The 13,837-nt window shown below is 39.2% G+C and carries 12 protein-coding genes; 5 read left to right on the forward strand and 7 right to left on the reverse strand.

The window, feature by feature from the left end; all coding sequences use genetic code 11:
- Positions 1–124 precede the first annotated feature (124 nt).
- Positions 125–2,080, forward strand: a complete 1,956-nt coding sequence (locus I6F10_RS00705) for a TonB-dependent receptor family protein (RefSeq protein ID WP_197098186.1) — start codon at positions 125–127, stop codon at positions 2,078–2,080.
- A 210-nt stretch (positions 2,081–2,290) separates the two neighbouring features.
- On the opposite strand, the gene rlmB is transcribed toward I6F10_RS00705, so the two are convergent.
- From rlmB to I6F10_RS00735, 6 genes are all read right to left on the reverse strand, one after another.
- Positions 2,291–3,034, reverse strand: coding sequence for a 23S rRNA (guanosine(2251)-2'-O)-methyltransferase RlmB (gene rlmB / locus I6F10_RS00710; protein WP_165743125.1), 744 nt, complete (start codon positions 3,032–3,034; stop codon positions 2,291–2,293).
- Positions 3,031–5,526, reverse strand: a complete 2,496-nt coding sequence (rnr, locus tag I6F10_RS00715) for a ribonuclease R (RefSeq protein WP_197098188.1) — start codon at positions 5,524–5,526, stop codon at positions 3,031–3,033. The genes rlmB and rnr overlap by 4 nt, the downstream gene beginning before the upstream one ends.
- Before the next feature lie 161 nt (positions 5,527–5,687).
- Complete coding sequence (locus I6F10_RS00720; protein WP_197098190.1) at positions 5,688–6,449, reverse strand: enoyl-CoA hydratase/isomerase family protein; 762 nt, start codon at positions 6,447–6,449, stop codon at positions 5,688–5,690.
- 98 nt (positions 6,450–6,547) lie between these two features.
- Positions 6,548–7,162, reverse strand: a complete 615-nt coding sequence (locus tag I6F10_RS00725) for a response regulator transcription factor (RefSeq protein WP_197098192.1) — start codon at positions 7,160–7,162, stop codon at positions 6,548–6,550.
- Positions 7,162–8,262, reverse strand: a complete 1,101-nt coding sequence (locus I6F10_RS00730; protein WP_197098194.1) for a sensor histidine kinase — start codon at positions 8,260–8,262, stop codon at positions 7,162–7,164. The genes I6F10_RS00725 and I6F10_RS00730 overlap by 1 nt, the downstream gene beginning before the upstream one ends.
- On the reverse strand, positions 8,259–8,429 hold the full coding sequence (locus tag I6F10_RS00735) for a hypothetical protein (RefSeq protein WP_197098196.1): 171 nt from the start codon (positions 8,427–8,429) through the stop codon (positions 8,259–8,261). The genes I6F10_RS00730 and I6F10_RS00735 overlap by 4 nt, the downstream gene beginning before the upstream one ends.
- Before the next feature lie 158 nt (positions 8,430–8,587).
- On the opposite strand from I6F10_RS00735, the gene I6F10_RS00740 reads away from it, so the two are divergent.
- From I6F10_RS00740 to queG, 4 genes are all read left to right on the forward strand, one after another.
- Positions 8,588–9,454 carry a DMT family transporter gene (locus I6F10_RS00740; RefSeq protein WP_197098198.1) on the forward strand — a complete coding sequence of 289 codons (867 nt, stop codon included), beginning with the start codon at positions 8,588–8,590 and terminating at the stop codon, positions 9,452–9,454.
- Complete coding sequence (locus I6F10_RS00745) at positions 9,451–10,155, forward strand: glycerophosphodiester phosphodiesterase (protein ID WP_197098200.1); 705 nt, start codon at positions 9,451–9,453, stop codon at positions 10,153–10,155. Before I6F10_RS00740 ends, I6F10_RS00745 begins: the two co-directional genes overlap by 4 nt.
- 45 nt (positions 10,156–10,200) lie before the next feature.
- Positions 10,201–11,421 (forward strand): methyl-accepting chemotaxis protein, encoded by a 1,221-nt coding sequence (locus I6F10_RS00750; protein WP_165743119.1) that lies wholly within the window; start codon positions 10,201–10,203, stop codon positions 11,419–11,421.
- 66 nt (positions 11,422–11,487) lie between these two features.
- Positions 11,488–12,621 (forward strand): tRNA epoxyqueuosine(34) reductase QueG, encoded by a 1,134-nt coding sequence (queG, locus tag I6F10_RS00755; RefSeq protein WP_024594635.1) that lies wholly within the window; start codon positions 11,488–11,490, stop codon positions 12,619–12,621.
- A gap of 34 nt (positions 12,622–12,655) precedes the next feature.
- Here queG and I6F10_RS00760 read toward each other — a convergent pair whose 3' ends face one another.
- On the reverse strand, positions 12,656–13,783 hold the full coding sequence (locus I6F10_RS00760) for a response regulator (RefSeq protein ID WP_165743118.1): 1,128 nt from the start codon (positions 13,781–13,783) through the stop codon (positions 12,656–12,658).
- Positions 13,784–13,837 lie beyond the last annotated feature (54 nt).

A 13,837-nucleotide genomic window follows, 5' to 3' on the forward strand; every position in this document is an offset into this window, starting at 1 on the left:
GTTGCATAAGTAGGTGCTTTTAGTTCTATTAAACTGAATAATTAAGTACTTAATAACATTAATTCGTATTCGTTAACGTGTTTAAATTACGCCAATTAAGATAATTGACATGATTAGGAACACAATGAACCCTAAGTTTTTAGTATCTACTTTGGCAACTGCGATTGCTTTGTCTTTTAGTGCTACTGCAATAGCAAAAGACACCAGCAATAAAGAAAAACGCTTTGAACAAATCACTGTTATTGGCTCTCAGCAAGCAATTAACGATATTCCTGGTTCAGCTACGTTTATTTCTGAAGAAGACGGTTATGGCCTTCGTCCTAATATTGGTATGCGCGGTACAGGTACTGGCCGTAACGATAAAATATCAGTAATGGAAGACGGTGTATTAGTTGCACCAGCACCATATTCAGCACCTTCTGCATACTACTTCCCTACTATGGGTCGTATGGAATCTATTGAAGTATTAAAAGGCGCAGCCTCAGTTAAGTACGGCCCGCGTACTACGGGTGGTGTTTTAAACTTACTTTCGCGCAGCTTACCAACTGAGCCAAATAGCTCAAAAGGTATGGTAGATGCAGCCCTTGGTAGCGACGGTTACTACAAAGGCCACGCTTACTTTGGTAAAGAAAAAAATAACACAGCAGGTTTAATTGAAGTATTTACTTACGGCGCAGACGGCTTTAAAGAGCTGCCAGTAGGCAATGACAACACCGGCTTTGAAAAAACAGATTTACTATTAAAGTTTGGCCATACGTTTGGTCAAAACGATGAAATGAATACGCGCCACAACGCATACCAACTTAACTACGCGTACCGTTTTGGTGATGGCTATGAGTTTTTAGCTACGGCTTACTTAAACGATTTTCACCGTAACTGGTATAAAGCCAGCAGCGTAGGTTTAAGTACTCTTGAGCAGTACAGCGATTTTGAAGCAAACCCAACAAGCGAAGGCATTGAAGGTATTGGCGTTAAAGCTAATAACCGCGATTACCAAGCTAAAGGTATTCAGTCTGAATTACATATTCCGGCAGGCGATCACTATGTGACTGTTGGCGTACGTTACCACGAAGACGAAATGGATCGTTTTCAATGGGAAGACAAATACACACTTAATCAAGACCTAAGCTTAACGCTTACAGAGCAAGGCGTTCCGGGCTCTGATAGCAACCGCGTAGATAGCGCAGAAGCAAGCACCTTGTTTATTCAAGACGAGTGGACAATTGACGCATTAGTAGTAAGTGCTGGTCTTCGTTATGAAGACATTACTATTACGCGTGAAGAGTGGTCTAAATCAGATCCAACACGCAGCAACGGTTTAACTAAAGATGTGTCGAACGACACTGAAATTTTAGTGCCGTCGTTAGGTGCTACTTACACGCTTAACGAAAACGTAACGCTACTTGCGGGCATTCAAAAAGGGTATGCACCAGCAGCACCTGGTAATGCTGACCAAGAAGAAGAAAGTGTAAACATTGAGTTTGGCTCTCGCTTTAATATGGATGGCTCTAGCGGTGAAGTAATTGCCTTTTACTCAGACTACGACAACATGCACGGTAACTGTACTGCAGCGGTTGGTTGTAGCGACGACAACATTGGCGACCAATACAACTACGGTGAAGTAGAAGTAGCAGGCTTTGAATTTAGTGCAGCACGTACTTTTGCAACTGATACAGCGATGTTCCCAGTTAAATTAACGTACACCTACACAGACTCTGAGTTTAAAAACGATTTTGATTCAGAAATTTGGGGCGCGGTAGAAAAAGGCGATGCAATGCCTTACGTACCAGAAAACCAAGTAGCGTTATCGTTAGGTGCTGAGTTTTCTGCGTTTGTAGTTAACAGCCAAATACGTTACGTATCTGATGCGCATGCTAACTTAACTGAGGCGGGCTTAAACGCAATTGATAGCCGCGTAGTATGGGATTTAGCTGCTAAATACTTAATCGATGAAAATCAAAAAGTATACCTAAGCGTTGATAACTTGTTTGATAAAACATACGTTGCTAACCGTTCAAACGGTGGCATTCAACCAGGTAAGCCACGTACTGTACAGATGGGCTACACTTACTCATTCTAACGAGTTAAATAGCTCTCTAGCTGCGTTAAAAATAACTCATATAAGAACAACTATATTTCGTTATTTTTGTCTTGCTATAGAGTTATTTTCCTATCGCTATAATAGAGCATCAATTGATATAAAATTAAAAGCGTAAATTACAGACACAAAAAAGCCGAGATTGAATTTCAATCTCGGCTTTTTAATACATAAAACTTATCGTTTTATATATTAGTTATTTGCGTTACGTTGGCGTAATACTTCAAACAAACAAATACCCGTGGCTACCGATACGTTTAAGCTTGAAACAGTACCCGCCATTGGGATTTTAACAAGCATATCGCAATGCTCACGCGTTAAGCGTCGCATGCCCTCGCCCTCTGCGCCCATAACAATAGCCATTGGCCCCGTTAAGCTTGCATCAAATACGTGGTTATCAGTTTCGCCAGCGGTACCTACAACCCATACGCCTGCATCTTTAATTTCGCGAAGCGTACGTGCAAGGTTAGTCACTTGAATAAGCGGTACTGTTTCGGCTGCGCCACAGGCCACTTTACGTGTAGTACCGTTAAGCTTAGCCGATTTATCTTTAGGTACAATCACAGCGTGAACACCTGCCGCGTCTGCACTACGTAAGCATGCACCTAAATTATGCGGATCGGTAATACCATCAAGCACAAGTAAAAACGGTGTGTCTTCACGAGCGATTATCGCATCAAGATCTTTTTCATTAAATGTTGGCGCTGCTTTTACGTTAGCAATAATACCTTGATGCTGCTCACCCTTTGATTTGCTATCAAGGGCTTTACGCTGCATAAACTGTACTGAAATACCAAATTTACGTGCTTCATCAATAATCGGAGTTGAGCGTTTGTCGTCACGGCCTTTAAGGGCGTAAATTTCTACAAAGCGCTCTGGTTCGCTTTCTAAAATTGCTTCAACAGAATGAAAGCCAAAAATTAATTCATTACTCACGTATTGTCTGCTCCTGGGCTAGTACGTTTGCGGGCATTTTTGCCTGCTCTTTTAGGCTTTTTAACGGCCTTCTTCTTTGGTTTTTTCTTTACGGCAGTGTCTGCTGCTTTTTTATCTGCAGATTTTGTTGCAGACTTATTTGCAGGCTTGCCTTTATCTTTATTTGCTGGCTTTTTTTTACCTTTTGGTTTGTCATCGCTGTGCGACTTTTTACCTGGTACTTTGCCTGCTTTTAATTGCGAACGCACACTTGCTGGCGCATGCTCAGACTTACCTGAACCTTTTTTTGGTGCACGACGACGTGAGTATCTGTCTTGTGCAACATCGCCTTTAAGCGTTAAGTTTATACGGCGATCGTCTAAACTAACCGACGCAACTTTAACTGTTACTTTATCGCCAAGGCGATAAACTTTGTGAGAGTGCTCACCTATTAGGGTGTGTTTTGCAGCATCATGCGCAAAAAACTCGTCGCCTAAATTAGTAACGTGTATAAGCCCATCAATTTGTAAATCGTCTAAACGAATAAACAAACCAAAATTAGTAACCGATGAAATAACACCATCAAACTCTTCACCTACATGGTCTTGCATAAACTCACATTTAAGCCAATCAGCTACTTCGCGAGTTGCATCGTCAGCACGACGCTCTGTTGTAGAACACTGCTCACCTAGTTGATCAACTTCATCGTCGGTGTAAGCGTATTCGCCAGACGTTTGCTGACCTTGTGCTTTTATTACTGCTTTAATAGCACGATGCACTACTAAATCTGGGTAACGACGTATTGGCGATGTAAAATGCGCGTAAGCCGATAACGCTAAACCAAAGTGACCAATGTTATCTGGCTGATATACAGCTTGTTTCATTGAACGCAGTAACATAGTTTGAATAAGTTCAGCTTCTGGGCGGTCACCTAGTCGCGCTAATACTTGCGTTATTTCTTTTGGTGTTGGCTCGTCGCTTAATGTACTTTCAATACCTAACTCGCCTAAAAACTTAGTAAAGTTACCTAGTTTTTCTTGATCTGGTTCGTCATGCACACGATAAAGCGCACTCGCTTCATGCTTTTCAAGAATTTTAGCCGCTGATACGTTGGCTAAAATCATACATTCTTCAATGAGTTTGTGCGCGTCGTTACGAATAACAGGCACTATTGATTCTATTTTACGCTGAGCGTTAAATACAAAACGTGTTTCTAGGGTTTCAAACTCTATGGCACCACGGTCTTGGCGTGCTGCTTTAAGTGCCATGTACATTTGCTGTAAATCAGTTAAATGTGGCACAACGGCTGAGTATTCTTCGCGTAGTTTTTCGTCGTTTCGTAAAATGGCATTTACTTTGGTGTAAGTTAAACGTGCATGCGAGTTCATTATCGCTTCGTAAAACTTATAACCCGAAAGTTTACCCGCGCTCGACACGGTCATTTCGGCAACCATACATAAGCGATCTACTTTTGGATTAAGTGAACATAATCCGTTAGAAAGCACTTTTGGTAGCATCGGAATTACTTGCTCAGGAAAATACACTGAGTTACCACGCAAAATTGCTTCTTTGTTAAGCGGCGTGTTCATTCCTACGTAATGCGATACATCAGCAATAGCAACCCATAAGCGCCAGCCACCTGATTTTTTAGGTTCACAATATACGGCGTCATCAAAGTCGCGTGCATCTTCGCCATCAATAGTTACAAGTGGTAAATCACGTAAATCTACGCGACCTTGTTTGTCAGCTTCTTCAACAAATTCACCTAGATGAGCAACTTGTGCTTCAACTTCTTCTGGCCATACATGTGGAATAACGTGATTGCGCAGTGCAACTTCAATTTCCATACCTGGGGCTAAATGCTCACCAAGTACATCTATAACTTTGCCTACCGCGTTCATGTTACGGCTTGGGTTTTGCGTAATTTTAACCTGCACCATTTGGTTATGGCGGGCACCGTTTTCGTTGCCTGGTAAAATCATTATATCTTGCGTTATGCGCGGGTCTTCAGCGACTACAACTGCAACACCGTGCTCAACAAAGTAACGGCCAACAATTGGCGCGCGCTCGTTAGTAAGCACTTTTATAATACGTGCATCGCATTTTGAGCCAGAACCACGTTTAGTACCTTTAGCTAGTACAATGTCGCCATGTAACACCATATTCATTTGGTGCTTAGCAATAAACCAATCTTTACTCTCGCCTTCAACTTCTAAAAAGCCGAAACCGTCTCTGTGGCCTATTACTTTGCCTTTGGTTAAACCGGCTTCGTCAATTAGGGCGTAGCATTTAAATTTATTGAAATACAGCTGTCCGTCACGCTCCATAGCGCGAAGGCGGCGTTTAAATGCTATTTGGCGTTCGTCATCGTTTACTGCTAGTTCTTCACATAATTGCGCGTAGTTAGCAGGCTTTGAACGCTCTTGAAGGTGAGTAAGTATAAACTCACGACTAGGGACTGGGTTTTCGTACTTTTCTTGTTCTCGACTGAGATTTGGATCTTGGTTTGACATTCACTATCTTGTTAGTTGGTTATGTAGGTATTTTAACCCATATAGTTATAATGAGACAGGTAAAAGCTATTAAACTTTTAAGAAAGCACTTTTACCTTGCTGTATAGTTTAAAAATCTAGCGCAATGGGGCTTAACGATCCCTTAACTGCAAAGTGTTTAGTCATCTCGTAGCAATGCTAAAACCTATACTATTTTTTTGTAGGTTTTTCCACAGCAGTTTACTTATATTATCAATAAAGCTTGGGTCTTCTTCTTTCATCGTAAGTAAAATCTGCTTATTCATTTGTGTTTTATTTTGAGCGTAAATCCAACGATTTTTATTAAATTGCTGGGCAAACTCAAGTACACCCGCTTGTAGTTCGTCGTTATTTGCAAACACAGCTTCAACTACTTTGTTCTCTAGCAACAGCTGTGCACCAACCCGCTCTCCTGACATAGCTAGACGATTAAAGAAGGTTTGCGAAATTGCTTTATTAATTATAGGAAACATCGATGGAACAAACGGCACCATTACATCCACTTCAGGAAAACAAAAAAAGCCTTTGTCTGATTTCATAAATCTAAAGTCGCACGCACACGCAAGTACAGAACCATTACCATAGGTATGCCCGTTTAACGCAGCAATAATAGGCATAGGAAAAGTAACTATGCGTTTAAATAAGTCACTTATTTGAATCATAAAGTCTGAAATTGCTGCAGGTAAAATACTTGGATTAGACATCCATTGAAGGTCGATACCCAATGACCAGTTTTTATCACTTGAAGACGTTAAAATAACTGACTTAATATTTTGTTCTGCTTCAATGTGGTCTAGGTGTAAATTAAACTCAGCCAAAAACGCTGGGTTGTGGCGGTTTTCAGCGGTATTCATGGTGAGTATAGCGATATTATTTTTAGTTGTTAGTTCTATTAAATTTGCCATTAAAACCTCTTTTAACGCTTTTTAAGCTAATTTTAAGCGCTGTTCGTTACTTTTACATAACATAGTAATACTTTGCTTATAATTTATAAACCCGCTAATTAAAGCCACCCTTTTTGTTTAGCTATACGTGCAGCATCTATGCGGTTAGTGGCGTTTAATTTTGCAATGGAATCCGATAGGTAGTTACGCGTAGTCCCTTCGCTAATAAATAGCTGCTTGGCTATGTCGCTTGTTTTAAGGCCATCGCTTGCAAGTTTAAGGGCTTTTCGTTCTTTGTCGGTAAGTGGATCTGCGTCGTCTAATGCATTAATAGCAAGCTCTGGGTCAATTACCTTTTGTCCCTGCATTACTTTTTTAAGCGCATTTATTAACTCTTCACTTGGTGCTTCTTTTAAAATAAAACCTTTAACGCCAGTCGTAAGCGCTCGCCTAATATAACCCGCACGAGAAAATGTAGTCATAATAACCATTTTTATAGTAGGAAATTTAACAGCTATTTTTTCGCTAAGCTCTATACCATTCATGGTTGGCATTTCTATATCGGTTAAAATTATATCGGGATGTAAATCACTATCAAGCGCCTCAATTGCATTAAGTGCATCTTGCCCGTTACTTGCTTGACCAATAATCTCAATATTAAAATCAAGCCCTAACAATGCTGCTACTGCGTCGCGTACAAGCGCCTGATCTTCCACTAAATATACTCTGATCATTATAAATCCTTAGCTGTAATTGGCAGCACTACTTTTAAAGTAAAATTATCGCCACAGGTAAATGCTGCACTGCCATTTAGTTGCTCTGCTCGCTCTTTAATACCATTTAGGCCATTGCCCGAATTCAATGTACTGCACGGACCATGGTCAATTACGGTTATAAGTAACTGCTGCGCTGTTTGTTCTATATTTATTTCGCAATTTTTTGTGTTGCTATGGCGTAATAAGTTAGTAACTGCCTCTTTAATTATAAGGCCTGCTATACCCTCTACTTTAGCGGGCAGAGCATTTAAAACCACATTAAATGAAACGTTAAATCCTTGCTCTATTAACCTTTGCTTTAACTGTGCTACTTGACTGACAAGATTAAGCTGTTTTAAATCACTTACGGCGCTTCTTACATCGCTAAGTAACTGCCTTGCCAAATCGGCCACTTGTGCAATTTCGCTATTCGCTTGAGCGTAGCGCTCTCCTTGGTTTAATTTATTAGCAAGCTCAGCCTTTAGAGCAATAGATGAAAGTGAATGGCCTAAAATATCATGTAAGTCGCGAGCTATTCGTTCTCGCTCTGCAATAGCTGCTAATTGCTCTAGTTGGTTAGCGCTTTCTTGTTCGCGCTTTTTGTATAAGCTTTCTCTTTTTGCTGCAATACCGTAACTAAATAATGTGGCGCATAGAATCAAAGCAACGCCTAAAAAGTATTGAACCTTACCTATATCTCCAATATATGTGCTTAATAAAACCGTGAATATAATTGCGATCGCAGCATAAATTCTTTGACGGGAGCTGTAAGAGTAGCCTGCTATATAGGCTACGAAACCAAATAAAGTAGGAGTACCTGTGGTGTAAAAAGTAGCGCAAAAACAAATTAAGAGCATGGCTACAAATAACTTAGTCACCCCTGCGCTTTTGCAGTTTATTGCTTTTATATACAAAAGAATAAAAGCAATATAGAAGGCTAAAGACATAACAATTTGGTTAACTGTAAAGCTCGAAAAATTAATTATTAGCGGGAGTAAATAAAAGCCGGTAAAAATTAAATGTCCATATTTCCAAAAACCTTTATCGCTTTGTTGAGAAAAGCTGCTTAACGAGCTCATACTAATACCTCAGGCATATTATTTTTACTTATAGCACTATTTTTATTAATAAATATAAATAACATAAAAATGCATACCAGCATAAAGCAATCTGCGTACGTAACCGCAAAACTTAACGCCTCTAGCACTTCATTAATAGTTAAGCTGATTAAAATTAAAGAATTCATAATTATCTCCTGTTGAGTAAGGTAACTATGCCCGCGTACAAAAATAATAAGAGTGTGAAGTGTCATCAACTTTAATGACTTTTGTCATGCGGAAAAAATTCATCTTAAGAATTTTTAAGCAATGTTAATATATTCAAAAAGTACAACAAGGAAACTAAATGCAGCCTCAGCAACAAAGTTTAATTTATTTACACATAGCGGTATTACTTTTTGGCGGGACCGCTCTATTTGCCAAACTTATTGGTTTAAATGCTTTAGATATTACCGTTTACAGAACTGCAATTGCAGGAATGGCTATTTTAGCCATGCTTTATTTTCAAAAAAAACAAATTAAACTCAACAAACCTAAAGACTATCTTATTGCATTATTTTTAGGTGTTGCTGTGGGTATTCACTGGGTTACCTATTTTGCTGGTATGCAAATGGCCGGTATAACTATTGGAATGCTCGCATTTTTTAGCTATCCCGTAATGACGGTGTTTTTAGAACCCTTATTTAATAAAAGCAGGCCAAAAGCAAAAGATATAATAAGTGCAGCGGTGGTTGTTTTAGGTATTTACTTATTAGTACCAAGTGCAAACTTAGGCGATGATGTAACCCTAGGTGTAATAACAGGTGTGATATCGGCATTGTTTTTTTCAATAAGAAACATTACTCATAAGCGCTACTTTAGCCGATATGGCGGGCCGCAAACGATGTTTTATCAAACCTTAGTGGCAAGCATTATGTTGTGTGCATTTATAGAAGTACCAGTGTATAAGGTTAGTAATCACGACCTGATTTTAATTGCTGTAGCGGGTGTTATATTTACAGCTACACCGCACTCGTTATTTGCAGCAAGTTTAAAGCATTTATCAGCGGCAACTGCTGGGTTAATTTCTTGCTTGCAACCACTTTATGGCACCATACTGGCTATAGTAATTATTCATGAACGTCCTACTGTTATGACATTAGTTGGTGGAGCACTCATAGTTAGTGCCGCTTGTTTTGAAACGTGGTCAATCACTAAAAAGGCTCGACAATGAAAGTATTTGCACACCGTGGTGCCAGTGGGGATTTTCCTGAAAACACCAAAAGCGCTATTTTAGAAGCGTTAAAAGTAGATGTTGATGGTATTGAAGTAGATATTCAAAGTTCCTTAGATGATTACATGGTAATACACGACTCATGGCTTGATAGAACCACCAGCGGTAAAGGTAGGGTGAGTAACTTTACCGCTCATGAGCTCTCTAAGCTTGATGCTGGAAATGGTGAAAAAATCCCTACTCTTCAGCAGCTGTTTGATTGGAATAACAATAAATCTTTATTAAATATTGAGCTTAAACACACGTTTGCACTAGAAAGGTTTGTGGCTCAATTAGAACAAAACATTGAAGCTAAAAAAATATCGAAAGCCAATATTTTAGTATCATCGTTTGATCATCATCAACTACAGTGGCTTAAAAACAAGCTACCATGGCTTGAAATAGGCGCCCTTACTTCTTCTATTCCAATTAACTATGCAAAGTTTGCTAGTGATTTAAACGCTTATAGCGTACATGCAGATAAAACCTTTATAAATAAGGCTTTTGCAGAGGATGCAAAAAAAAGAGGCCTAAAGATTTATGCTTATACAGTCGATAGGAAAGAAGATATAGCGCTAATGCTTGAGTATGGCATAGACGGAATTTTTACAAATTACCCAGCGCGAACCAAAGCTTACTTGTTGTCGTTACAAAAAGGCTAACTTACATTCCCCTCACTTAAATAACAATCGTAGGGCTTGAGCATAATGAGTGGTTTTATGAAAATTTATAACTATATAGAGCAAACATTCTTTTTTACGTTAACCCGTAAAATAGTCGGTAATTTAAGTTTTGTATTATTGTTTCAAGCAATTACGTTATTTTGGCTGCATCAGAGTTTAAGCGAACAACAGCAAAGTACAGGGCTATTTTGGCTGCTTACGCTTGTGATCATATCTGGTTTTATTTTTACTCTTTTTTATATGCGTTTTTTAATTGTTCGCCCTGTTACTGCTATGCGCGATACTTTGATAGAAATAAACCAACAAGATGCAAATTTAGCAGCAAAACTTCCCCACTTTTCGTATGACGAATTTAAAGATTTAAGTTCACAATACAATATATTTACTGCCCATTTAAGTGAGTTACTCAGCACAACATATAACAGTGCTCAAGCTAGTGCACACAGCAATACACAAGTCACTGAATCAATGAAAAATACTGAGCAATCAAGTGAGCAACAAATACAGTTAAGCCACAGTATTATTAATGCCAGTATGCAAATAACCCAAAGCTTACAAGACATAGTAAATAATACAGATAGCGTACATAACGTTAATAATGAACATCTTAACTTTGTAAAACTATCTGCGTCAGAACTCGCTGCTTTAGTAGAGCAGGTAAAACTTATTACTAATATGCTAGGTAGCTTTTCAAATACAATTGCGGGACTAAAAGAGAACAGTGAAAACATTCGTAGTATTTTAAAAATGGTTGAAGAGTTTTCTGATCAAACTAATTTGTTAGCCCTCAACGCCGCAATAGAAGCAGCTAGAGCGGGTGAAGCTGGCAGAGGATTTGCCGTAGTTGCAGACGAAGTACGCACGCTTTCAATAAAGGTAAGTGGCGCAACTAGGCAGATTAGCGACTTTATAAGTCAGATGAATGATTTGGTAAACGAGACAAATAAAGAGTCAGAGCAATTAATGACTCACTCTAATAACGCACAAAGCTCAATTAGTGCAACCTGTGATGGCTTTACTAAAATGCTTAGTGAGTTTGAGCACAACCAGCAGCAGCTGCAACAAATAGCCAGTGCTGTACATTTGCTTGAGGGCACCCAAAGTACGACTCACCAATCGGTAGAGCAAATCGTAGCTTTAGGTGAGCAAGCTAAACTGCAAATAGATACGGCATTAGCCGATAGCGAGGAATCTCAACAGCTAAGCTTACAAACCCAACAACAGTTAAAGCGCTTTGTGCACTAAGAAGCGTTTTCGGGCTCAGAGAAATATGGTAAATTACGCAGCTATTAATTTAAGTGTGTAAAGCGTGTGAGCAACCCTACCCCAGACTATGAAAAATTAGCCCTGCAAATAAAAACCTGGGGGCAAGAGCTTGGCTTTAGCGAAGTGGGCATTACTGATATTGACTTATCAAAGCACGAAGCCCAATTGCAACGTTGGCTTGATGCAGGCTACCACGGCTCGATGGATTATATGGCTGCCCACGGTATGAAACGCGCCCGCCCTGCTGAATTAGTGCCTGGTACACAACGTGTTATATCCGTAAAAATGAATTATCTCCCTCCCGATGCTGGCTTTGCAAAAACCTTAAAAAATAAAGAAAAAGCATATATAAGCCGCTATGCATTAGGTCGTGATTACCATAAATTAATGCGTAATCGTTTAAAAAAACTCGGCCAAAAAATAGAGCAAGAAATTGGCGAGTATGGCTTTAGACCCTTTGTAGATTCAGCCCCTGTACTTGAGCGTCAACTTGCCGAAAAAGCCGGTTTAGGGTGGCGTGGTAAGCATTCGTTATTAATTAACCAAGAAGCTGGGTCGTGGTTTTTTTTAGGCGAGCTATTTATTGATTTACCTCTACCAATTGATGCAGAAAACACCTTTGAAGGCTGCGGTAAATGCGTTGCTTGTATTACTCTTTGCCCAACAGGTGCAATTGTAGAGCCCTACGTTGTTGATGCACGTAAATGTATATCGTATTTAACCATAGAACACCAAGGGCCAATACCAGAGCAGTACCGAACTTTATTAGGCAATCGTGTTTATGGTTGTGATGATTGCCAGTTGGTATGTCCTTGGAATCGTTATGGACAAATAACTGACGAAAATGACTTTCATCCTCGCACTCAATTAAAAGATAAAGATTTACTTGAGCTGTTTGCTTGGGATGAGCCTACATTTTTAAAAAACACCGAAGGCAGCCCTATTCGTCGCATTGGTCACGAACGTTGGTTACGTAATTTAGCAGTTGGTTTAGGTAATGCAGAATTCAGCCCCGCTATTATTAATGCCCTACAAGATAAAAGCCAAATATGCAGCGAACTTGTTTTAGAGCATATTGAATGGGCACTTGCTCAGCAAAACGATAAACAACGATTACAAATTCGTAAAACAGCTAGGTTAATTAGAATTGTAGAAAAAGGCTTACCAAGGGATGCATAGCACCGCTTAAGTAAACCTTTATATTGCGAAGTAACTAGTTTTTCAAAAGTAACGATAGATCTTGTTCTATCTCTGTAAAGGCTGCTTTGACTTGTTTAACAGACTCTTCTCTTGCTACTGAGTTTTGGATAGTTTCATCTACTTTTTTATAAATAAACACCTCCTGATCTTCATCCAGTCCCATTGATGGGATACGTTCTTCGAGCTCTTCTTGTAACTGTTTAAACACTTTTTCGTTGTTTTGACGGTTTTCATTCAACAAGCTAATTAAGCTATGAAACTTACTATGAACAGTACTTGCTACGGCATTAAGTTTCGCTCGTTGTGATTCAAGCATTTTCTTGGTCATGATGGCGCGTAGCTGCTGCTCGGTAACACTGACAATAAAACATACGTGGTCGCGTATACGACCATGCTTATCAGGGTCATGATCGGGCATATTTAAAATGAGTAAGCTAATCAATTCATAGTTAACTAAAATTCGGTGCGAAAACTCATGTAAGCGCCCTTTGTTTTTCAGCATTTCAAATAGCTCCACCACAATAGGTGAACACACGCCGTTTAGCGCAAAGAGGCTAATTTCATTATTTTCTCTAAATTCTACATTGCTTTGTAAATCAAAAGACTGCAGACAATCTACAAGCGCTTTACCTAGCTCTTGAGGATCGTTAATAAAGCCTATGTTTTCAACGTAGTTAACTATTTGCCCCATTTCACTGCTATTGGCCATTGCATTAAATGCAGTTGATGTTGCATCTTCAACTTGCTTTTCTAGGCTTTGCTTTTCAACGAGTACTTGATTTAAATTTTTAAGCTTAGATTTAAGTTCGTCATGGCCAAAAGGTTTTACAATATAATCTTCTGCGCCAACAGAATAGCCTTCCATGCGTTCTTCAACAGTGCCGCGAGCAGAAACAAACATAACAATAATGTGTGCTGTATTTGGATTTGCTTTAAGTGCTTTACATACTTCATAGCCGTTCATTTGCGGCATGCTTACGTCGAGTAATATAACCTGAGGCATATAACCTTCAACCATGTTTAAACACTCAGGACCACTTGTTGCTACTTGTAATTCAAAATCAAGCTCCTCTAAAATTTCCTCAATAATTTCAAGGTTAAAGGGTTCGTCATCAACGGCAAGTATTTTAGTTAAGGCCATAATTTATCATCCATTCAAACTCTTTAAAAAGTTACTTGGTATGCCAAAAAACAA

The sequence above is a fragment of the Pseudoalteromonas sp. SWYJZ98 genome (assembly GCF_015864495.1).
Lineage (GTDB): Bacteria > Pseudomonadota > Gammaproteobacteria > Enterobacterales > Alteromonadaceae > Pseudoalteromonas > Pseudoalteromonas distincta.